The organism is Bacillus sp. B.PNR1, assembly GCF_030386235.1.
Lineage (GTDB): Bacteria > Bacillota > Bacilli > Bacillales > Bacillaceae > Bacillus > Bacillus stercoris.
Map to the genome: position 1 here is coordinate 585,809 of NZ_JANYMN010000001.1, position 20,778 is coordinate 606,586.

Annotated in this window: 24 protein-coding genes; 16 read left to right on the plus strand and 8 right to left on the minus strand. The window is 42.3% G+C overall.

Translation table 11 applies throughout. The annotated features are described in order from the left end of the window. Positions 1–27 precede the first annotated feature (27 nt). Positions 28–765: a YqfQ family protein gene (locus NZD81_RS03195; protein ID WP_103030661.1), complete on the minus strand. Its 738-nt coding sequence runs from the start codon at positions 763–765 to the stop codon at positions 28–30. 168 nt (positions 766–933) lie between these two features. Between NZD81_RS03195 and cshB the strand changes: the two genes are divergently transcribed. Together cshB and NZD81_RS03205 are read left to right on the plus strand one after the other, a co-directional pair. Beyond that, entirely contained in the window at positions 934–2,250 is a 1,317-nt protein-coding gene (gene cshB, locus NZD81_RS03200) for a DEAD-box ATP-dependent RNA helicase CshB (RefSeq protein WP_041521384.1), read from the plus strand. A gap of 9 nt (positions 2,251–2,259) precedes the next feature. Further along, a complete protein-coding gene (locus tag NZD81_RS03205; RefSeq protein WP_040082607.1) occupies positions 2,260–3,153 on the plus strand; it encodes a deoxyribonuclease IV in 894 nt (297 codons plus the stop codon). Positions 3,154–3,179: 26 nt separating this feature from the next. Here NZD81_RS03205 and NZD81_RS03210 read toward each other — a convergent pair whose 3' ends face one another. Next, entirely contained in the window at positions 3,180–3,434 is a 255-nt protein-coding gene (locus tag NZD81_RS03210; protein WP_282372704.1) for a DUF2624 domain-containing protein, read from the minus strand. Positions 3,435–3,549: 115 nt separating this feature from the next. Here NZD81_RS03210 and NZD81_RS03215 point away from each other — a divergent pair, with 115 nt between their 5' ends. Both NZD81_RS03215 and zur read left to right on the plus strand, forming a co-directional pair. Continuing rightward, positions 3,550–4,431 (plus strand): YitT family protein, encoded by an 882-nt coding sequence (locus NZD81_RS03215; protein ID WP_282372703.1) that lies wholly within the window; start codon positions 3,550–3,552, stop codon positions 4,429–4,431. A 136-nt stretch (positions 4,432–4,567) separates the two neighbouring features. Beyond that, positions 4,568–5,005 (plus strand): zinc uptake transcriptional repressor Zur, encoded by a 438-nt coding sequence (gene zur / locus NZD81_RS03220; protein ID WP_004398578.1) that lies wholly within the window; start codon positions 4,568–4,570, stop codon positions 5,003–5,005. 40 nt (positions 5,006–5,045) lie between these two features. Here the strand turns inward: zur and NZD81_RS03225 are convergent, their stop codons facing one another. Continuing rightward, the gene (locus NZD81_RS03225; RefSeq protein ID WP_014664629.1) at positions 5,046–5,627 is read right to left on the minus strand and encodes a nucleotidase; all 582 of its coding nucleotides are present in this window, start codon (positions 5,625–5,627) and stop codon (positions 5,046–5,048) included. A gap of 132 nt (positions 5,628–5,759) precedes the next feature. Here NZD81_RS03225 and NZD81_RS03230 point away from each other — a divergent pair, with 132 nt between their 5' ends. Continuing rightward, positions 5,760–6,149 carry a DUF308 domain-containing protein gene (locus NZD81_RS03230; RefSeq protein WP_080478340.1) on the plus strand — a complete coding sequence of 130 codons (390 nt, stop codon included), beginning with the start codon at positions 5,760–5,762 and terminating at the stop codon, positions 6,147–6,149. Between the two features lie 25 nt (positions 6,150–6,174). Here the strand turns inward: NZD81_RS03230 and ispG are convergent, their stop codons facing one another. From ispG to NZD81_RS03245, 3 genes are all read right to left on the minus strand, one after another. Continuing rightward, positions 6,175–7,308: a flavodoxin-dependent (E)-4-hydroxy-3-methylbut-2-enyl-diphosphate synthase gene (gene ispG / locus NZD81_RS03235; protein ID WP_080487989.1), complete on the minus strand. Its 1,134-nt coding sequence runs from the start codon at positions 7,306–7,308 to the stop codon at positions 6,175–6,177. 122 nt (positions 7,309–7,430) lie between these two features. Further along, on the minus strand, positions 7,431–7,730 hold the full coding sequence (locus NZD81_RS03240) for a LysM peptidoglycan-binding domain-containing protein (RefSeq protein ID WP_040082610.1): 300 nt from the start codon (positions 7,728–7,730) through the stop codon (positions 7,431–7,433). 94 nt (positions 7,731–7,824) lie between these two features. Beyond that, a complete protein-coding gene (locus NZD81_RS03245) occupies positions 7,825–8,586 on the minus strand; it encodes a DUF1189 domain-containing protein (protein ID WP_103030659.1) in 762 nt (253 codons plus the stop codon). A gap of 110 nt (positions 8,587–8,696) precedes the next feature. Here NZD81_RS03245 and NZD81_RS03250 point away from each other — a divergent pair, with 110 nt between their 5' ends. The 9 genes from NZD81_RS03250 to pstB (NZD81_RS03290) all read left to right on the plus strand — a co-directional run bounded on the left by NZD81_RS03250 (position 8,697) and on the right by pstB (NZD81_RS03290) (position 18,190). Then, positions 8,697–9,179, plus strand: coding sequence for a DUF456 domain-containing protein (locus tag NZD81_RS03250; RefSeq protein ID WP_014664624.1), 483 nt, complete (start codon positions 8,697–8,699; stop codon positions 9,177–9,179). A 178-nt stretch (positions 9,180–9,357) separates the two neighbouring features. Next, entirely contained in the window at positions 9,358–9,966 is a 609-nt protein-coding gene (gene sodA / locus NZD81_RS03255) for a superoxide dismutase SodA (protein WP_069839500.1), read from the plus strand. 106 nt (positions 9,967–10,072) lie between these two features. Next, positions 10,073–11,365 (plus strand): MFS transporter, encoded by a 1,293-nt coding sequence (locus NZD81_RS03260; protein ID WP_014664622.1) that lies wholly within the window; start codon positions 10,073–10,075, stop codon positions 11,363–11,365. Positions 11,366–11,478: 113 nt separating this feature from the next. Then, complete coding sequence (gene pbpA, locus NZD81_RS03265; RefSeq protein WP_014664621.1) at positions 11,479–13,629, plus strand: penicillin-binding protein 2A; 2,151 nt, start codon at positions 11,479–11,481, stop codon at positions 13,627–13,629. A 154-nt stretch (positions 13,630–13,783) separates the two neighbouring features. Continuing rightward, positions 13,784–14,686, plus strand: a complete 903-nt coding sequence (locus NZD81_RS03270; RefSeq protein ID WP_014664620.1) for a phosphate ABC transporter substrate-binding protein — start codon at positions 13,784–13,786, stop codon at positions 14,684–14,686. Positions 14,687–14,753: 67 nt separating this feature from the next. Further along, positions 14,754–15,683: a phosphate ABC transporter permease subunit PstC gene (pstC, locus tag NZD81_RS03275; RefSeq protein ID WP_040082615.1), complete on the plus strand. Its 930-nt coding sequence runs from the start codon at positions 14,754–14,756 to the stop codon at positions 15,681–15,683. Further along, the gene (pstA, locus tag NZD81_RS03280) at positions 15,683–16,567 is read left to right on the plus strand and encodes a phosphate ABC transporter permease PstA (protein WP_014664618.1); all 885 of its coding nucleotides are present in this window, start codon (positions 15,683–15,685) and stop codon (positions 16,565–16,567) included. The genes pstC and pstA overlap by 1 nt, the downstream gene beginning before the upstream one ends. A gap of 20 nt (positions 16,568–16,587) precedes the next feature. After that, complete coding sequence (pstB, locus tag NZD81_RS03285; protein ID WP_014664617.1) at positions 16,588–17,397, plus strand: phosphate ABC transporter ATP-binding protein PstB; 810 nt, start codon at positions 16,588–16,590, stop codon at positions 17,395–17,397. 10 nt (positions 17,398–17,407) lie between these two features. Further along, positions 17,408–18,190: a phosphate ABC transporter ATP-binding protein PstB gene (pstB, locus tag NZD81_RS03290; protein ID WP_095431699.1), complete on the plus strand. Its 783-nt coding sequence runs from the start codon at positions 17,408–17,410 to the stop codon at positions 18,188–18,190. A gap of 30 nt (positions 18,191–18,220) precedes the next feature. Here pstB (NZD81_RS03290) and NZD81_RS03295 read toward each other — a convergent pair whose 3' ends face one another. Beyond that, entirely contained in the window at positions 18,221–18,685 is a 465-nt protein-coding gene (locus tag NZD81_RS03295; protein ID WP_014664615.1) for an endolytic transglycosylase MltG, read from the minus strand. Then, entirely contained in the window at positions 18,682–19,035 is a 354-nt protein-coding gene (locus tag NZD81_RS03300; RefSeq protein ID WP_014477348.1) for a hypothetical protein, read from the minus strand. The genes NZD81_RS03295 and NZD81_RS03300 overlap by 4 nt, the downstream gene beginning before the upstream one ends. Before the next feature lie 179 nt (positions 19,036–19,214). Here NZD81_RS03300 and NZD81_RS03305 point away from each other — a divergent pair, with 179 nt between their 5' ends. Further along, positions 19,215–19,685, plus strand: a complete 471-nt coding sequence (locus tag NZD81_RS03305) for a hypothetical protein (RefSeq protein WP_103030658.1) — start codon at positions 19,215–19,217, stop codon at positions 19,683–19,685. Next, positions 19,682–20,761: a glycosyltransferase family 4 protein gene (locus NZD81_RS03310; protein ID WP_282372682.1), complete on the plus strand. Its 1,080-nt coding sequence runs from the start codon at positions 19,682–19,684 to the stop codon at positions 20,759–20,761. The genes NZD81_RS03305 and NZD81_RS03310 overlap by 4 nt, the downstream gene beginning before the upstream one ends. Positions 20,762–20,778: the final 17 nt, after the last annotated feature.

The following is a 20,778-nucleotide window of genomic DNA, read 5'->3' on the forward strand; positions in this document are numbered from 1 at the left end:
CAATCTCACTTCAGATATCAAAGAATGTTAAATATATAATCTCGGTTTTGAACTGCCTGATGTTCTTTTCGAGGCAGGAGAGGCAGCTTCTTTTTTCTTCGGAGCAGATGTTTTTGATTCTTGCTCTTTATTGTCAGGTGTTTTTGATTTCTTAGGCAGAGAAGAACTTTTTGGTTTTGATTTTTTGTTCCCGTCTGAGGTTTTTGTTTCATCCTCTTTCTCTTTTTCTGATGATTCATCTGAATCCGATTGTTTTTTACTTTCCTCATCGCTCTCTGTCTCTGTATCATCACTTTTACTTAATTGGCTGTACAGCTTCATCAATGACGGCAGATTGCGGACTAAAGGGCCGTACTGCTGGATCATAGGGGTGACTTGCTGCGCCATGCCGAGTACTTTTTGCACATTTCCAAGCATACTGGATAAAGATGCAGGATTGGCGATATTTTGAATGCCTTGCAGACCTGCACCTCCGCTCGCTGCTGCACCTGCTCCAGGAACGCCGGGAACGCCGGCGCCGCCAGCGCCTCCTCCGCCGGGGAGGAACTTTGACAGCATCCCTTTTAAGCCTCCGCCCGCACCATTTCTCGCTCCGGCATTTGCCTGAGGAAGAAATTGTCCCGCTTGCTGAAAACCCTGCTGCTGTGCTCCAAATGAAGGCCCTCGCATATTAGGCGGTCTTCTCCCCATCATTCGCTGATTTGGCATAGGGCGGGGCGGTCCGGGCTGTGGATAATTTCTCATTGGCTGCTGCGGTGAAAACATACTTGTACCTCCTTTCAGCTCTCTCTGCTATTAGAATATGCAGGGGCTGCGGTATTTGCTTTACATAACTGAATAAAACAAACACCTTGCAAACGTGGTGTTTTTAAGCGAAATCGGGTATAATGTGATGATGGACACATAATGTGCCGCTTTAAGGAGCTGGGAAAAATGAAAGAAACGAAATTTGAACTTTATGAATTGAAACCGTTTATTATAGATGCAGTACATCGCCTTGGTTTTTACGAACCGACCGATATCCAGAAAAGGCTGATTCCTGCAGTGCTAAAAAAAGAAAGCGTCATCGGCCAGTCTCAGACGGGAACTGGAAAAACCCACGCTTATTTACTGCCTTTATTAAACAAAATCGATCCTGCTAAGGATGTCGTTCAGGTTGTTATTACGGCTCCGACAAGAGAGCTTGCCAACCAGATTTATCAGGAAGCGCTTAAAATCACGCAGGGTGAAGAAGGAAGTCAGATTCGCTCGAAATGTTTTATCGGAGGCACCGACAAACAAAAATCAATTGATAAATTGAAAATACAGCCGCATCTTGTTGTCGGTACACCCGGACGGATTGCTGATTTAATCAAAGAACAGGCGTTAAGTGTTCATAAAGCGGAAGCTCTTGTTATTGATGAAGCGGATTTAATGCTGGACATGGGATTCCTTGCAGATGTAGATTACATCGGTTCCCGTATGCCTGAGGATCTGCAAATGCTTGTGTTCTCAGCGACCATACCGGAAAAGCTGAAACCATTTTTAAAGAAATACATGGAAAATCCAAAATACGCCCATGTGGAGCCAAAGCAGGTGACTGCTGCGAAAATTGAGCATATCCTTATCCCTTCGAAACATCGTGACAAGGACAAGCTCCTTTTTGACATCATGTCGCATCTGAATCCATACCTGGGGATTGTGTTTGCCAACACGAAAAACACGGCTGACCATATTGCCCAGTATCTGACTGGCAAAGGCATGAAAATCGGCCTGCTGCACGGCGGATTAACACCACGTGAGCGGAAAAAAGTCATGAAGCAGATTAATGATTTAGAATTCACTTATGTCATTGCAACTGACCTTGCTGCAAGAGGCATTGATATTAAAGGTGTCAGCCATGTTATCAACTATGAGCTGCCGGATGATCTCGATTTCTATGTTCACCGTGTGGGCAGAACGGCCCGAGCCGGCTCATCAGGACAAGCGATGACCATTTATGAGCTTTCTGATGAGGATGCATTAGTAAAACTTGAGAAAATGGGCATCGAATTTGATTACTTAGAGCTTGAAAAGGGCGAATGGAAAAAAGGCGATGACCGCCAGCGCCGCAAAAAGCGTAAAAAAACGCCGAACGAAGCAGACGAAATTGCTCATCGTCTCGTGAAAAAGCCGAAGAAGGTTAAGCCTGGATATAAAAAGAAAATGAGCTATGAGATGGAGAAAATCAAGAAAAAACAGAGAAGAAACCAATCTAAGAAAAGAAAGTAGGGGAACCTGTTGTTGAGAATAGGCTCACACGTCTCTATGAGCGGAAAACATATGCTTCTGGCAGCAAGCCAGGAAGCAGTCTCTTATGGGGCGAACACGTTTATGATCTATACAGGCGCACCGCAAAATACGCGCCGAAAGAAAATTGAAGACTTAAATATAGAAGCAGGCCGGGCACATATGCAAGAAAACGGCATTGACGAGATTATCGTACATGCGCCTTATATTATTAATATTGGCAACACGACAAATCCGTCCACTTTTGAGCTGGGTGTTGATTTTCTTCGTTCTGAAATTGAACGGACAGCAGCCATCGGAGCGAAGCAAATTGTCCTTCATCCTGGCGCTCATGTAGGGGCAGGAGCTGAAGCCGGCATCAAAAAAATTATTGAAGGCTTAAATGAAGTGATTGATCCGAATCAAAATGTCCAGATTGCATTAGAAACAATGGCAGGTAAAGGATCAGAATGCGGCAGAAGCTTCGAGGAGCTTGCACAGATTATCGAAGGCGTTACACACAATGAGCATTTGTCAGTGTGCTTTGACACGTGCCATACACATGATGCCGGGTATAACATTGTTGAGGACTTTGACGGGGTGCTGAGTGAGTTCGATAAAATCGTCGGCATTGACCGTATTAAAGTACTTCATATCAATGACAGCAAAAACATCAAAGGCGCGAGAAAAGACCGCCATGAAAATATCGGCTTTGGTGAAATAGGTTTTGACGCTCTGCAATATGTTGTTCACCATGAGCAGTTAAAAGACATTCCTAAAATTCTAGAAACACCGTATGTAGGTGAGGATAAAAAGAACAAAAAACCGCCATACCGTTTTGAGATCGAAATGCTGAAAGAAAAACAATTTGATGATACATTGCTCGAAAAGATTTTACAGCAATAAAAAATGGGGGATAACACCCCCATTTTTTAGCTTGTGAATTGTTTGAATAGTTCATTAACGGTTTGAGCTGTTTCTTTCGATGTAATTGTCTCTACTTGTTTCAACAGCCGCATCCGTTCACTCTCATTAAAGATGTTTACATTTTTGCCGTTTAACAGGTTCGCCACTTCAACGGCCTGCAATCTTGTTAAGCTGATTCCGTATTGTTTTGAGTACTTCAGCAAATCGTCAGCAGTAGCCTGATTAAGCCGCTGCAAAATAATTCTTTGAAATAAAATCATCGATCATTCCACCTCCAGACTTAATGTATGGGCAAATCAGTAAAATGTGTCAGTGTTTAATGGTAAAATAGATTTATAATGTATTTAAAATAGTTATTGCAGGAAAGGAGATTTTATGACCCCAACAAAACAACATAAGAAAGAAACATTTTCCCATTTTATTTTCAGGGTCTTTATGATTCTGGCAGGAGCTGCATCTGCGGCTGTAAGTATCGAATTATTTTTAATCCCCAATGATTTTATTGATGGCGGGATCATCGGTGTATCACTTATTTTAGACCACCTCTTTATATCAAACCCCTTTCTGAATTTCGCTTTTTTCGTTGTCATATTAAATATTCCTTTTATGATCTTCGGATATAAATATATCGGTAAGACCTTCCTTGTCTCTACGTTTATAGGGATTGTCGGGCTTGCCGTTATTGAATCCTCACTTCACCATGTAGAAGCCTTTACAACCCAGCCTATTTTGGCTACTGTGTTCGGAGGTCTTTTGCTCGGCTTTGGCGTCGGGCTCGTTATACGAAACGGAGGTTCAATGGATGGCACTGAAATCCTCGGTATTTTGCTGACGAAAAAGCTGCCTTTTTCAGTGGGTGAGTTCGTTATGCTCATCAATGTTTTCATTTTCATTTGGGCTGGTTTTGAGTTTGGTCCTGAGCAAGCGATGTACTCTTTCATGACTTATTACATTGCGATGAAAACCATTGATGCCGTCATCCAAGGGCTTGATGAAACAAAAGCGGTCATTATTGTATCTGATCAGTATGATGAGATTTCGGATGCTATTTTGCACCGTCTCGGCCGGGGAACAACAAAGCTGAAGGGCAAAGGCGGATATACGGACGAAGAAAAGGACGTGATTTACGCGGTTGTCACAAGGCTGGAAGTGACAAAGCTCAAATCAATCGTGTTTGAAGTTGATCAAAATGCATTCATCACAATTATGAATACTCATGAAACGAGAGGCGGAAAATTCAAAAACGCAATCCACTAGGCTTTCATTTACTTTTATTCATTTTATGGGTATAATTTTATCTGCAGTAAAGAAAATGGCTTGCTGACAGACAGCTGCCATTTTCTTTTTCATACATGGGATACGTTCTTAAGCAAAGCGAAAAGGGGGACCCTTCATGAACGTACAAGAAGCGCTGAACCTACTAAAAGAAAACGGATATAAATATACAAACAAACGGGAGGATATGCTGCAGCTTTTCGCTGATTCAGACAGATATCTTACCGCTAAAAACGTACTGTCTGCATTAAATGATGATTATCCAGGCTTAAGCTTTGATACAATCTACAGAAACCTTTCTTTATATGAAGAACTTGGGATTTTGGAAACAACTGAGCTGTCTGGTGAAAAGCTCTTCCGATTTAAGTGTTCATTCACTCATCACCATCATCATTTTATTTGTCTTGCCTGCGGCAAAACAAAGGAAATTGAATCATGTCCGATGGACAAGCTTTGTGATGATTTGGATGGCTATCAGGTCAGCGGGCATAAATTTGAGATTTACGGCACTTGCCCTGATTGTACAGCGGAAAACCAAGAAAACACTACTGCGTAATGCGTATATATGAAAAAGGGGCCCGGTTTGGGCTCCTTTTTTAGTTATTGACACGTATCAAGTGGTGCTTGTTGTTGTTCATCCATTGGACGGCTTCCAGCCAGTTGTTCACTCTGATGATGCTTGAATCAATCGGAAGCTGATTATAAGGGGAATTAAACAAAATCACCGGAATTCCGGCTTCCTTCGCAATCATCATGGCGTTTCCATGATGATCCTCAAAAAACAGGTCGATGTTATGGTTTTTGACCGCTTCAACTTTGTGATGACCGCCAACGAGTTCGATGTGATCATAATGAATGTTTTGTCTGTCAAACCATTCATAGGTAACATCAGTTAAATGAGTCCGTCTCGCTGTAATATAAATAAGCTTGTGCTCCTCTTTGAGGAGGTCAAGTGACTGTTTTGCATGCTGTGCAAGCAATGCTTCCTTATATATGATCGCTTCATTTTGATTCATCCAATCCCAAAATTCTTCCTGGGTAATGTTTAACAATTTTGTTAAATCATAATCCGTCATATCGTTTAATGAAATGGAAAGATTAAACGAACGGTTCAAATAAGGGACGAATGTATCCTGAGCCGTAATTGTGCCGTCAATATCTATTCCTAAGCGTAACATGCCCACACTCCTTCAGTTTCATCCTTTCAAGTGTAACATAAACAATTGACATTAACAGAAAAGTTTAGCAAACATGAATCAGGCAAAATGGATCAAACTATAAAAGCTCCTTTAATAAAACAGAAGGGGGAATTGAAGGTGGCATACGATTACGAAAAGCGTGATAACAACAGTTACTATGTTGATCATGGATCTGAAGGAACAAATATTACCCGCGACAATGACGGTTTTTTTGAGGAAACAGCTGCTGAAATTGCAGAGCCTTATCGTGCTGCTGACCGCAGCAATGACCGAGATAACGATCGCAGCGGCGGCAATGTCAATGAAGGACGGGGAATAGGATATATTGCTTTAGCCTTGTCCATTATTTCATTGTTTGTACTGCCTGTTTTATTGGGAGCTGCCGGTATTATTGTCGGCTATATCGCAAGAAGAAGAGGTGCTCAAGGTCTGGGTGCTTGGGCAATGGGTATCGGTGTCGTTTCATTAGTGCTTGGAATATTTATTATTCCATTTTTCTAACACAAAAAAGCTTGACGGGTTCCCGTCAAGCTTTTTGTGTTTCTTCTTTTAAATTTGCTTTTTCAGCTTCAAGCTTTGCATAGTGTTCCTCAGCAAGAATGTCAATTTCTTTTTTGAGTTCCTCAACCATCGTTTCCTCGGGAACCTTACGGACAATTTTTCCTTTCCGGAACAGCAGTCCTTCACCGCGTGCGCCGGCGATTCCGATATCAGCTTCTCTCGCTTCACCAGGTCCGTTTACAGCGCAGCCGAGAACAGCCACTTTAATCGGCGCTTTTATCTTAGAGATATATTCTTCCACTTCATTGGCAATGCTGATCAGGTCAATCTCAATACGGCCGCAAGTCGGGCATGAAATGAGCGTGGCAGCATTGGACGCTAAACCGAAAGATTTCAGAAGCTCCCTTGCTACTTTTACCTCTTCCACAGGGTCTGCGCTTAATGAAATGCGCAGGGTGTTTCCGATGCCTTTGCTTAAAATGGCGCCGAGCCCTGCTGCGCTTTTTACTGTGCCGGCAAACAGTGTTCCTGACTCGGTGATGCCGAGGTGCAGCGGGTAGTCAAACGCTTTTGCCGCTTTTTCATAGGCCTCGATCGCAAGGTTCACATCAGATGCCTTCATGCTGACGATAATATCGTGAAAATCAAGATCTTCAAGAATTTTAATGTGATGAAGTGCACTTTCTACCATTCCGTCGGCAGTCGGGTAACCGTATTTTTCTAAAATCCGTTTTTCAAGTGAACCTGCGTTTACTCCGATTCTGATCGGAATGCCCTTATCTTTGGCCGCTTTAACAACCGCTTCCACTTTTTCGCGACGGCCGATGTTGCCGGGATTGATTCGGATTTTATCTGCGCCGCCTTCAATGGCCTTCAACGCAAGTTTATAATCGAAATGTATGTCAACAACGAGAGGGATGGAAATGCGCTTTTTAATATCCGCAATGGCGTTTGCCGCCCGTTCATCCGGACATGCTACCCGAACAATTTGGCATCCGGCTTCAGCCAAACGGTTAATTTCCGCAACCGTTGCTTCTACATCATGTGTTTTAGTTGTTGTCATGCTTTGGATGACAACTTCATTGTTGCCGCCTATTGTTAAAGGTCCCACTTTGACGGGACGCGTTTTTGTACGATGTGTGATTTCACTCACTTGCAATCGCTCCTTAATTGTAGTTGCCGCTTCTAGATATAACAATTCTAGTATGGTTTATGTGAATTTATTTTACAAATTACATTGTAACAGTGTCTTCGCCGAACTGACAAGAAATTAACGTTAAATTAAGGGTAGACCGGGAATTTGTACGCTGTTCCGGCTTGAATGGCGTTGGCTTTCACATTCGGATTCAGTGCTTCAAAATCCTTTACAATGTCATCTGGGGAACCTGCTGACCCGACTATCGACATAACCGTATCACCCGGCTTTACCTTCACCGTTTTATATGCTGGTTCTTGTGAAACAGTTTTTGCTGATGCTTCATAGACAGGGAGGTCCTGAATGGGTATCGTTCCAATTTTAAGGTCATAAAAAAGAATAAAAAGAATAAAAACAATACTGCATACTAAGGTGAGACGCTTCATCGCTTTTCCTCCCGCATACGAAATTTTATACCATAGTATGCTTGTCCATTTAGAATCATGACAAAAGAAAAGAGACTGCGAATGCAGTCTCGGTTTATACAGGAGCTTTTTTGGACGGAATCTCTTTTAAAACGAGAAACAGGATGACAAAGTTGACAAACCAGTTAAGCAAAAATTCACTTGGAACGGTTGCTTCTAATGCCCGCATGATTGTAAAGAATACAGTCGAAAGGGTGATGGAATAAGCAGAAAGCTTCCAAAGCTGATGATAGGATAGATGTTTTTTCTGCGAATTCTTAATGATTAACCCGATAAGCGCTAAGAATGACACTTCAATAAATTTCCCCGCCGCTGTTACGAGAAAAATAAGTGCTGAGAGAACAGTTACGATCATCGCTTTATTTTGGTTTAAACCTGCAATGACATCTTTTTTCTGTAACTCTGACGGCATCATTGAGTAAGGCATTTCTTGGGCTTGTCCGTCAATGGCCAAAACAAATTTGTTCTGAAGGATGCCGATCGCGTTTTGTTTTGCTTCAATTTGTTTCGTGCCATAGGCGTCTGTCGGATCGAACACGATAACGAAACCATTTGCCTGAGATTCCGTGGCTTTTTTCTCATCCGTTTGAAGTTTGCCGTTTGAAATTGTGAAATCAGGGAAATCTTTGTTTAAAACAGTTTTAAAGCCATTCATTGATTTTACGGTCCCTGTACTTACATAATAAGCGGTAGGGATTGCAAACAGGACAGAGAGCAAAAATACATAAAGAATCGCTTTACCGATTCCTTGAAATCTTGTTTTTGCAATATCACGGGGAGAGTATGTACTTTTAATGAAAAGCTGAAACACATTCACTATCTTCACTTCCTAGCTAAACTAATATATGTTGCTTATTGTATCGTTGCATGCGTGTGAATACAAGGAAGATATGAAGAAGGCAGATGTAAAATGGGAGGATGGAAACTATGGATATGTTGTATTGGCTGTTAATTGCAGCGGTTTTTATCATCGCCTTTATCGGGCTGGTGTATCCTGTTATTCCGAGTGTAGTATTTATTGTTGCCGGATTTATATTATACGGATTTTTATTTTCATTCAGTCCGTATTCCTATATGTTCTGGCTCGTTGAGGCAGTTTTTGCTGCAGTATTATTCGCGGCAGATTACGTGTCTAATCTGCTTGGAGTGAAAAGGTTCGGAGGAAGCAAGGCCGCCATATGGGGAAGCACGATCGGTTTATTAATCGGACCTTTTGTCATTCCGGTTGCAGGGATCATATTGGGTCCGTTTATCGGTGCTGTTTGTGCAGAACTTATCGTCCATCAGAAGGACTTAAAGTCAGCGTTTAAAATTGGCCTCGGTTCACTCATTGGTTTTTTAACAGGCGTCATTGCAAAGGGCATCATACAGCTTTTGATGATCGGATATTTTTTATGGACGGTCCTATAAGAAATACTGGCGGGAGGTTTAATGGTGCTGATTATCGGTTAAAGTGAAATATGTCCGCTGAAATGAGCCAAATTGTGAGCTTTTTCATTGATTACAATGCATTCTTTTGTTACATTGAATGAAGAAAGGCTCGCTGTGAAGCGGCATTTCAGTACATATATATTAAGGAGGAATTATCATGGCTTACGAACTTCCAGAATTACCATATGCGTACGATGCTTTAGAACCGCATATCGACAAGGAAACTATGACTATTCACCATACGAAACACCACAACACATACGTTACAAATTTAAACAAAGCGGTTGAAGGAAACACTGCTCTTGCAAACAAATCAGTTGAAGAGCTTGTTGCAGATCTTGATTCTGTTCCTGAAAACATCCGCACTGCAGTCCGCAACAACGGCGGCGGACACGCGAACCACAAATTATTCTGGACACTTTTATCTCCAAACGGCGGAGGCGAACCGACTGGCGCGCTTGCTGAAGAGATCAACAGTGTATTTGGAAGCTTTGACAAATTCAAAGAGCAATTCGCAGCTGCAGCGGCTGGACGCTTTGGTTCTGGCTGGGCATGGCTTGTTGTGAACAACGGCAAACTTGAAATCACAAGCACGCCAAACCAAGATTCTCCACTTTCAGAAGGCAAAACGCCTATCTTGGGTCTTGACGTTTGGGAGCATGCTTACTATCTTAACTATCAAAACCGCCGTCCTGATTACATTTCAGCTTTCTGGAAAGTTGTAAACTGGGATGAAGTGGCTCGTCTATACAGCGAAGCAAAATAATGACACAAACAAGGTCCTCAATAAAGGACCTTGTTTTTTTATGTCTTCTTTTTACATATCTCGGTTTGAGTGAGACAGACTAAGGGATAGTAAAGGGGAGTCAGTAATGAGCAAACTAAAAAAAGTGATAGGCGATGTAGACGTAAACAAAGGGTTACTCTTTCTGCTGACCATTGGCGGGCTTTACTCGCTGGGAATTGCACTGTCCAATACATTTGTTAATGTGTATCTTTGGAAGCAGTCAGGGAAATTTATTGATTTGGCGATATATAATTTATCCGTTGTGACAATGCAGCCGATAACCTTTTATTTGGCTGGACGGTTAGCCAAAAAAATAGACAGGGTGTTTATTTTAAGATTCGGCGTCATTTTCTTAGCTGCCTTTTATTTAAGTGTGCTTTTAGCCGGAGAAACGGCGGCCAGCCGTCTCGTGCTGATCGGAGCGGTGCTCGGAGTGGGCTATGGCTTTTATTGGCTAGCGTTTAACGTGCTGACCTTTGAAATAACAGAGCCGGATACGCGAGACTTTTTCAACGGGTTTATGGGCATTCTGTCTTCCTCTGCAGGAATGATCGGCCCGATTGTAGCGGGATTTGTGATCTCAAGGCTTGAAAATAATACGGGTTATACAGTCATTTTCAGTCTCTCCCTCAGCTTATTTGCCCTCGCTGTCGTGATGAGCTTTTTCTTAAAACGGAGAGAATCAAAAGGCCGTTTTATGCTGAGCAAAGTATTTGGAGAGCGCCATAGCAATATGAATTGGCGGAGAATCACGAATGCGCATTTTTTTCAGGGTTTGAGAGAAGGGATTTTTGTCTTTTTAATCAGTGTGTTTGTATTTATTGAGACAAACAGCGAACTTGCCCTCGGTACATTCGGTCTTGTCAATTCAGCTGTTTCCTTCTTTGCCTACTACTTTGCATCCAGGCTGATTAAGAAAAAGGCCAGAAAAAAATCGATTTTGCTGGGCGGACTTATTTTGTATGGCGCGCTGTTTTTGATTCTGTTCCATATGAGCTTTTCGACATTATTAACGTATGGCGTTTTTATTGCCATCGGCTATCCTCTGTTGCTTGTGCCATATGTATCACTTACATATGATGTGATAGGGCGCGCGAGGCATGCCAGAAAAGCAAGAATTGAATATATCGTGCTAAGGGAAATGTTTTTGAACGCCGGCAGAATTGTTTCGATTTTATGCTTCCTCCTGATCGTGGCCCTTCTGAAAGAGGACGTGGGAATTCCTTTGTCACTTGCGATATTAGGTATAGGACATCCTTTGATTTATTACTTTGTCAAGGATATCCGTTTTAAGGAGAAGGAAGGGGAAAATGAAACCATGGAAGAAGACGGCCAAAAACGGGTAACAGAACCGACCCTTTTAAAAGGCGAGAGATAATTTTTTTGCCAAAAAGGGGTTATCTGTAGAAAAAAGTCGAAAAAACCTTTAAAATGAAAACTGGCACTCTTACTGAGTGTCTTTTCTTTCTGTAAATAGAAAAAGGTGATGTTATGAGGAGAAATAAACCAAAAAAACAAAATCATAAAGAGAAAAAGAAGTCGCTTCCGATCCGGCTGAATATTTTATTTTTAGCTGCCTTTGTTATATTCACCTGGATCATTGTGGAATTGGGCATTAAGCAGATCGTGCAAGGCGATGATTACAAAAATCAAGCGAATAAGCAGGAACAAAGTGAAGTCAGCTCAGCGGTGCCGCGCGGGAAAATTTATGATCGAAACTTTAATGCCATTGTGACAAACAAGGCTTTAAATGCAATCACATACACAAGATCTAAATCGACCACGCAAGAACAGCGCTTAAAGATCGCAAAAAAGCTGTCTGACATGATCAAAGTCGATACAAAAAAAGTAACAGAACGGGATAAAAAAGATTATTGGATTTTGACTAGACCGAAAGAAGCAAAAAAGCTGATTAGCTCTAAAGAAAGACAGCAGGTTGAAGACAAAAAAATATCCGATGACGATTTATACCAGCTTCAGCTAAAACGGATTACTGATAAGCAGCTGAATGAATTGACGGATAAAGATATGCAGATCCTCGCTATCAAAAGACAGATGGATTCTGGCTATGCATTGACCCCTCAATATATCAAAAACGAAGATGTATCAGCGAAGGAAATGGCAGTGGTAAGTGAACATTTAGACGAACTGCCGGGTGTTGATGTCACCTCCGATTGGGAACGTGAATATCCGTATAAAAACCTTCTTCGCTCAGTGCTCGGAAGTGTTTCCAGCTCTAATGAAGGATTGCCGTCCAACTTGCTCGACCATTATCTGTCGCTTGGCTACAGCCGTAATGACAGGGTCGGAAAAAGCTATTTGGAATACCAATACGAAAGCCTTCTGCAGGGCCAAAAAGCCAAAGTCGAAAATATCACAGATTCAAACGGCAATGTCACGGGAACAAAAACGGTATCTGAAGGCAAAGCCGGTAAAGATCTCGTACTTACGATTGACATTGATTTGCAAAAAGAAGTGGAAAAAATCATTGAGAAGAACCTCAAATCTGCTAAAGCAAGACCAAGCACTCAATTGTTAGACCGGGCATTCGTTGTGATGATGGACCCAAGAAACGGTGAAGTGCTTTCAATGGCGGGCAAGCAGATTAAACAAGAAAATGGGAAATATAAAATTGATGATTATGCTTTAGGTACAATGACGTCATCTTACGCCATGGGTTCAGCAGTCAAAGGCGCAACAGTCTTGACAGGCCTTCAAACCGGAGCCATCAATCTAAATACAGTTTTTCAGGATGAACCATTGTATATTGGACAGGATAAAAATGGTAAAAAATCATGGACTAACTTAGGACCGGTCAATATTCAAAGAGCCTTAGAGCAGTCTTCCAACGTATTTATGTTTAAAACTGCGATTGCGCTCGGAAAAGGTGAATATAAACCGCACCAGGCTTTACCGATTGATACAACGGCCTTTGATACGTTCCGTAATTATTTCAGTCAATTTGGATTAGGTGTCAAAACTGGAATTGATCTTCCGAATGAAATGACAGGCTATAAAGGAACAGACAGATTGACGGGATTCTTGCTTGACTATGCGATCGGCCAATACGACACGTATACACCGCTGGAACTCGCGCAATACGTATCAACGATTGCAAACGGCGGATATCGCTTAAAGCCTCAGCTTGTAAAGGAAGTCAGAGAACCTGATGCTAAAAGAGGGATCGGTGCTGTCGTACAATCCGTTCAGCCGGAAGTGCTGAATAAAATCGACATGAAGAGTGAATATATTAAAGAGGTGCAGGCCGGATTCAGACGGGTGATGACAAAAGGGACAGCTGCCAGCCAATTTGCTTCAGCGTCCTATCAGCCTGCCGGTAAAACAGGAACAGCACAATCGTTCTATGATGGACCTGATAAATCAAAAACAGGAACAGCGACTTATAATACGACACTTGTTGCCTATGCACCAGCTGATAATCCTGAGATTGCGATCTCTGTAGTAGTCCCTTGGGCTTATATTGATTACAGCGCTAAATATACCATTACAAACGAAATCGGCAGGGAAGTAATGGATAAATATTTTGAGCTGAAATCGAAGCAGGACAAAGAAGATACGCAACAAAAGAATAAAAACAAAATCGAAGAAAATGCAGAAAACACAACGTCTTCTGATAACTAAAAAGAAACGCTCACATAATGTGGGCGTTTTTTTTATACAAAAAAACGCATTGATTTACAAAACCTTAACATTCGATTCAAACCCTTTTTACATAGAACCTTTACTCTATACGTGTAGGACAAATTACACATTATACGCAGGGGGAATTCAGGAAATGAAAAAAAACAAATTGGTGCTTATGCTTCTGATGGCTGCTTTTATGATGATTGCAGCTGCATGCGGAAATGCAGGAGAAAGTGAAAAATCGAATAGCGATTCTGCAAAAGGAGAAGAAAAGGCATCAGGTTCTTTAACCATTTCTGGTTCATCGGCTATGCAGCCGCTAGTACTTGCAGCCGCGGAAAAATTTATGGAAGAAAACCCTGATGCTGATATACAGGTACAAGCTGGCGGTTCTGGAACAGGGCTTTCTCAAGTCTCTGAAGGAGCTGTTCAAATCGGGAATTCAGACGTTTTTGCTGAAGAAAAAGAAGGCATCGATGCAAAAGCGCTAGTCGATCATCAAGTCGCAGTAGTTGGTATGGCAGCAGCTGTAAACCCTAATGCTGGTGTGAAGGATATTTCAAAAGATGAATTGAAAAAAATCTTCACTGGCAAAATCAAAAACTGGAAAGAGCTTGGCGGCAAAGACCAAAAGATTACACTTGTAAACCGTCCTGATTCTTCTGGCACACGTGCTACATTTGTGAAGTATGCGCTTGATGGAGCAGAACCTGCAGAAGGCATTACTGAAGATTCCTCCAACACAGTGAAAAAGATCATTGCTGATACTCCGGGAGCGATTGGATATCTTGCATTCTCATATTTAACAGATGACAAAGTAACTGCGCTATCTATTGATGGAGTTAAGCCTGAAGCGAAAAATGTAGCAACTGGCGAGTATCCAATCTGGGCTTATCAGCATTCTTATACAAAAGGTGAAGCGACAGGTTTAGCTAAAGCGTTTCTCGATTATCTAAAGAGTGAAGACATTCAAAAAAGCATTGTTACTGACCAAGGCTACATTCCGGTTACTGATATGAAAGTGACACGTGATGCCAAAGGGAAGCAAAGCTGATCTTAATAAAAAGAGGAGTGCGGGGACAACCGTTTCTCCTCTTAACACATTCATAGGAGTGTAAAAAATGATAAACAATAGAGAAAATATGTCTGTGAGCGAGCGTTTAATCAGCTCGAGGCAAAATCGGCAATTGGATGAAGTGCGTGGAAGAATGATGGTGACAGCATGTGCGCTCATTATGATTGCGGCATCTGTGGCGATCACCATTTTCCTCGGCATTAAGGGGCTGCAATCTTTTCTTGTAAATGGTGTAAGCCCAATTGAATTCTTAACGAGCTTAAATTGGAATCCTACAGATAGTGATCCGAAATACGGAGTGCTGCCATTTATTTTTGGCTCGTTTGCAGTAACGATTCTTTCTGCTCTGATCGCTGCTCCGCTTGGCATTGCAGGAGCGATTTTCATGACAGAAATTGCCCCGAATTGGGGGAAAAAAGTGCTGCAGCCTGTGATTGAGCTTTTAGTCGGCATTCCATCTGTTGTTTATGGATTCATAGGTCTTACAGTATTGGTGCCGTTTATCGCCCAGTTCAAATCGAGCGGGACAGGGCACAGTTTATTGGCGGGAACGATTGTCCTTTCCGTCATGATTCTGCCGACCATTACATCAATTTCTGCTGACGCAATGGCTTCTCTTCCGAAGAGCTTAAGAGAGGGTTCTTACGCGCTTGGTGCGACGAGATGGCAGACGATCAGAAAAGTACTTGTGCCTGCGGCTTTTCCAACATTAATGACAGCTGTTGTGTTAGGCATGGCTCGGGCGTTCGGTGAAGCTTTGGCTGTTCAGATGGTCATAGGAAATACAAGAGTATTGCCGGAAAGCCTGTTTGACACTGCGGGAACGCTGACAACAATCATCACGCTGAATATGGGCCACACCACATATGGAAGTGTTGAAAACAATACGCTGTGGTCAATGGGGCTTGTGCTTCTGACGATGTCATTCTTGTTCATCCTGCTTATTCGCTACTTGTCATCTAGGAGGAAAGTGTAATGAACCGCAAAATAACAGATAAACTGGCGACCGGAATGTTTGGTTTGTGTGCAGCCATTATCGCTGCCATTTTAGTAGGTTTGTTTTCCTATATTATTATAAACGGTGTTTCTCAGCTCAGTTTTCATTTTATTACGACAAAATCGAGCGCCATTGCAGCCGGAGGAGGCATACGTGACCAGCTGTTTAACTCCTTTTATATTTTATTGATTACGATGCTGATTACAATCCCGCTCGGTGTGGGAGGCGGAGTGTTCATGGCTGAGTATGCGCCTAATAACAAAGTGACTGATTTCATCAGAACATGTATCGAGGTGCTTTCATCTCTCCCGTCTATTGTCATTGGAATGTTTGGATTATTGATGTTTGTCAATTTAACAGGCTGGGGATATACGATCATAGGCGGAGCGCTTGCGTTAACTGTTTTTAACCTTCCCGTGATGGTGCGTGTGACAGAAGACGCGATTCGTTCAGTCCCTAAGGACCTGAAGGAAGCCTCTCTCGCTTTAGGTGTATCACGCTGGCATACCGTAAAAACCGTTTTAATTCCAAGTGCGATCCCTTCTATCATTACTGGAGCCATTTTAGCGTCAGGAAGGGTGTTCGGAGAAGCGGCAGCATTATTATTTACAGCCGGCCTGACAACACCGCGTCTTAATTTTACGGAGTGGAATCCGTTTTCGGAAACATCGCCGCTTAATATTTTCAGGCCCGCTGAAACACTTGCGGTCCACATTTGGAACGTAAATACGCAAGGAATGATTCCGGATGCTGAAGCGATTGCCAATGGTGGTTCTGCTGTGCTGGTGATTTCTGTTCTTGTGTTTAATCTCGCAGCGAGATGGCTTGGCACGATGATCTACAAAAAGCTTACGGCAAATTAGTACGGAAAGAGGCGAAAAACATGTCTGAACAAATGGTAAAAGAAAAACCTGAGCGAGCTGTTATTGTTCCGAAGCAGAACCACGTGCTTGAAGTCAAAGACCTGTCTATTTTTTACGGAAATAAACAAGCGGTTCATCATGTGAACATGGATATTGAAAAGAATGCGGTGACTGCTTTAATTGGGCCGTCGGGATGCGGAAAATCTACTTTTTTGAGAAATATTAATCGAATGAATGATTTAATTCCTTCTGCAAGAGCTGAAGGTGAAATTCTTTATGAAGGATTAAATATATTGGGCGGCAATATTAATGTCGTCAGCTTGAGAAGAGAAATCGGAATGGTTTTTCAAAAACCAAATCCTTTTCCGAAATCGATCTATGCAAATATCACACATGCATTGAAATATGCCGGAGAGCGTAATAAAGCGGCCTTAGATCAAATTGTGGAAGAGAGTTTAACAAAAGCAGCGCTCTGGGATGAGGTGAAGGATCGTTTACATTCATCCGCACTCTCGTTATCCGGCGGCCAGCAGCAGCGTTTATGCATTGCGAGAACGCTTGCGATGAAGCCGGCTGTTCTTCTGCTTGATGAACCAGCTTCAGCGCTTGATCCGATTTCAAATGCAAAAATAGAGGAATTAATAACAGAATTGAAAAGAGAATACTCGATTATTATAGTCACACACAATATGCAGCAGGCTCTGCGGGTTTCTGATCGGACGGCATTCTTTTTAAACGGCGAGCTTGTAGAATACGGACAGACTGAACAGATCTTCACGAGTCCGAAACAGCAAAAGACAGAGGATTATATTAACGGGAAATTCGGATAGGAGGGCGGCAATGAGTATTGCTACCGAAGCTGTAATGAAACAGGAAGTCTATCAAGTCAATGGAATGAACTTATGGTATGGACAGCATCATGCTTTGAAAAATATCAATTTGAGCATACATGAAAACGAGGTCACGGCGATTATCGGGCCATCGGGATGCGGGAAATCGACCTTTATCAAAACATTGAATTTAATGATTCAAATGACGCCGAATGTAAAGCTTGCAGGTGAGCTGAACTATAATGGCAGCAACATTTTAAAAGATAAAGTGGATATCGTGGATTTGCGAAAAAATATCGGTATGGTATTCCAAAAAGGGAACCCGTTTCCCCAATCTATTTTTGATAATGTGGCTTACGGACCGAGAGTCCACGGCACCAAAAATAAAAAGAAGCTTCAAGAAATTGTGGAAAAATCATTGAAAGACGTGGCGCTATGGGGTGAGGTGAAGGATCGATTGCATACGTCCGCTCTTTCCTTGTCAGGCGGCCAGCAGCAGCGTCTTTGTATCGCCAGGGCACTTGCGACCAATCCAGATATTTTGCTGATGGATGAACCGACATCTGCATTAGATCCAATCTCAACAAGAAAAATTGAAGAACTCATTCTTGAGCTGAAAAATAAATATACGATTGTCATTGTCACGCATAACATGCAGCAGGCAGCAAGGGTTTCTGATCAAACCGCCTTTTTCTATATGGGCGAGCTTGTTGAATGCGACAATACGAATAAAATGTTCTCTAACCCGCAGGACCAAAGAACCCTCGATTACATTACAGGAAAGTTTGGTTGAAAAAAACAGGCTGAGTCTTCAGCCTGTTTTTTATCGTGTTAACGTTTTTACGAGCTTTTTAAAGCTCATATCTGATTTTACTTTAAACTCGCCGGCACGGATTTCTTTGTGATAGCCGGCATCAATGACATAGTCATTAAAGTCTTGAGCCGAGGAGATAATGCCTTCTTTTTCAAGAAGAGCAGATACATCTGCAGTGCTCATGCCGTCTTTAATTTTCAGTTTGTACGTTTTGACCTTGTCTGTTTTCGTGTCTGATCCGCTGTTATTGGTCAAGGATTTCTCTTTTGAATCGAGAAGTTTTTGATATTCATCGCGATTCACAGAAACCATTTTTTTAGAATCAAGGTAATTGTTCACGTCTTGTTCGGTTACTGTTTTATTTTCTTTTACAGCAGCGGCCTGGTCTTCGTCAGTCAGATAAAAAACAGCTGCAAGAACGGCTGTCGCTAAAATGATGCCGCCAGCAAATGCCTGAATGCCTCGTTTTGTCATACGAGCACCTTCTCGTTATCTTTGATAATCGTATTTACGTCTTCAACTGATACATGCTCAGCTTTAGCAATCGCTTCAGCGGACATGCCGTTATTATATTTAGAAAGTATTTGTTTAGCGATTTTTTGATTGATGTCACTCTGCTTTGATTTGCGGATGACAAGGTTTGTTTCCAGTAATTCTTCCTCAAGCACGGTCATTTTCTTTTTGAGCTTGTAAATTTCCTGCATCGCAGAAAGCTGCAGAGTTTCGAGCTCTTGTTCTACATCTTTCATCGGGTCTCTTTGAGAATATGAGAATGCAATTAGCGCTATACTGACGATAAACAACGCAATAATAGCAATTTCCACGTTTCATCACCTTCTATTCTTTTTTTATCCTTCTTTTTTATACCATAAAACCAATAGTTTCTAAAGGAATTCGCGAAAAAAACGAGATTTTGTCGAGAAATCTTTCTTTGCTTCTTCTCTATGTAATGGTTTAATAGGATCACTAAGTGAACGATAGGAAAGGAGAATGTTAGGAGTCCATGGATAAACACCCATTTCCCTATAATATACGACATAAGCTTTCTTTTTTTAGGGACACATTCGACATGAACATTCAAAACGCTCACACCTTGACCGTATGCTGGGAAATCTCAGAAGAAACAATGCGGCTGGCTGAAGCGGTCCTTTTCGAAAAAACGCAGGATATGGTAAAAGAATTGCGCATTGTCATCAAAAGAAAAGATAACGAAGCTGTCAGGACTAAACGCACACCGTATGATAAAGGGGAATGGACGATTGGACAGGCGGCTGGTGATGCTGTATATCGGGCTGAATACAGAATGGTTAACTCCATGAATGTCTCTCTCAAGCTTGCCTGCACAGACGACATCTATCTTGAAGAAAATGGGATTCGTCATATAAACAGCTTTCAGATTGAGGAGGCACACACCAGGTGGGAGGCGCAATTTTCTGCATACACCTGTTATGGAGAAGGAGAAAAAGAACGGTGAACATTCTCATGCTTTCACTCGAACATCCCGATGTCCCGAAAAGCGGGCTCGGTGTCCATTTAAACCGTCTCATTTCCTATTTAAATCCTCATATCAACATGACGGTTTGTACTCCGAGCAGGCAGTTGTCTTCATATGCGAAGTTTGAAGATTACATAGCCGATGCTAACTCTACAATGGTTCGCCAGGTGTTATCCGGCAATGAACGCTTTGATCTGATTCATGCGCATGATGACTCAACAGCTCCTGCCGCCCAGTATTTGAAACAACGGCTTGGCCTTCCGCTTGCTGCGACAATCCACGGTCTTGAAAGCGAAAGGAAGAAGGTGTGCCGAGAAGTCCCACACCCATACAGGCTCAAGACCGAACAGCTCCTTATAGAGTCCGCTGATGCTTTGATCGTATTAAGCACATTTATGAAGCGGTCTCTTAATAAGGCAGCACATAAAAAAACAACCGTTATCCCGAGCCCTGCATCTATGGAGGAAGAGAAGGGGAAAATCCCAAGAAGCATAAATAGAAGATTCCTCTTTTCATATGGAAGGTTCGTTCCGGAAAAAGGATTTTCTCAGCTGTTAAAGGTGTTTGCCATCTTGAAGCAGCGGCAGCCTGACCTCTATCTAGTGCTGGCCGGGGAGGGTCCGTCTTTGTCCTCCTATGAGAAATTGGCTGCGGCATTGAACCTAGAGGATCGTGTCATGTTCCTGCCGTTCCTGAATGGGAAAGACATTAGAATGTTACTGTCTCACTGTGAAATGGCAGTTTTCCCTAGTTCTTATGAACCGTTTGGGCTTGCCGCACAGGAAAGCATGGAACAAGGTGTGCTGACTGTCGTTTCTCAGTCGGGTGGTTTTTGTGATTATGCCGTTCATGACAAAACGGCAATCATCGCTGATTTTACGCTCGTACAGGAAGCGGTGGATCTGCTGGACCGTTTTTTAAAAGACCGGGAAAACGCCTGCCGGATAAAGGAAGCTGGCAGACAACAAGTGTTTAAGCTCCACCACCCCCGACTCATTACGTCATCATATGTGCAGCTTTATGAGCGTATCATCAATAATTCAGCAATTCATTGAAAAACAGCCTAGCATTC

Bases quoted from the DNA above. Each gene is read 5' to 3' on its own strand.
- NZD81_RS03225 (WP_014664629.1), bottom strand. From the start codon at position 5,627: ATGTTACGCTTAGGAATAGATATTGACGGCACAATTACGGCTCAGGAT.
- zur (WP_004398578.1), top strand. From the start codon at position 4,568: ATGAACGTACAAGAAGCGCTGAACCTACTAAAAGAAAACGGATATAAA.
- NZD81_RS03215 (WP_282372703.1), top strand. From the start codon at position 3,550: ATGACCCCAACAAAACAACATAAGAAAGAAACATTTTCCCATTTTATT.
- NZD81_RS03260 (WP_014664622.1), top strand. From the start codon at position 10,073: ATGAGCAAACTAAAAAAAGTGATAGGCGATGTAGACGTAAACAAAGGG.
- pstB (WP_014664617.1), top strand. From the start codon at position 16,588: ATGTCTGAACAAATGGTAAAAGAAAAACCTGAGCGAGCTGTTATTGTT.
- pstA (WP_014664618.1), top strand. From the start codon at position 15,683: ATGAACCGCAAAATAACAGATAAACTGGCGACCGGAATGTTTGGTTTG.
- NZD81_RS03195 (WP_103030661.1), bottom strand. From the start codon at position 765: ATGTTTTCACCGCAGCAGCCAATGAGAAATTATCCACAGCCCGGACCG.
- NZD81_RS03295 (WP_014664615.1), bottom strand. From the start codon at position 18,685: ATGACAAAACGAGGCATTCAGGCATTTGCTGGCGGCATCATTTTAGCG.
- pstB (WP_095431699.1), top strand. From the start codon at position 17,408: ATGAGTATTGCTACCGAAGCTGTAATGAAACAGGAAGTCTATCAAGTC.
- NZD81_RS03250 (WP_014664624.1), top strand. From the start codon at position 8,697: ATGGATATGTTGTATTGGCTGTTAATTGCAGCGGTTTTTATCATCGCC.
- cshB (WP_041521384.1), top strand. From the start codon at position 934: ATGAAAGAAACGAAATTTGAACTTTATGAATTGAAACCGTTTATTATA.
- pbpA (WP_014664621.1), top strand. From the start codon at position 11,479: ATGAGGAGAAATAAACCAAAAAAACAAAATCATAAAGAGAAAAAGAAG.
- pstC (WP_040082615.1), top strand. From the start codon at position 14,754: ATGATAAACAATAGAGAAAATATGTCTGTGAGCGAGCGTTTAATCAGC.
- NZD81_RS03305 (WP_103030658.1), top strand. From the start codon at position 19,215: ATGGATAAACACCCATTTCCCTATAATATACGACATAAGCTTTCTTTT.
- sodA (WP_069839500.1), top strand. From the start codon at position 9,358: ATGGCTTACGAACTTCCAGAATTACCATATGCGTACGATGCTTTAGAA.
- NZD81_RS03270 (WP_014664620.1), top strand. From the start codon at position 13,784: ATGAAAAAAAACAAATTGGTGCTTATGCTTCTGATGGCTGCTTTTATG.
- NZD81_RS03240 (WP_040082610.1), bottom strand. From the start codon at position 7,730: ATGAAGCGTCTCACCTTAGTATGCAGTATTGTTTTTATTCTTTTTATT.
- NZD81_RS03210 (WP_282372704.1), bottom strand. From the start codon at position 3,434: ATGATTTTATTTCAAAGAATTATTTTGCAGCGGCTTAATCAGGCTACT.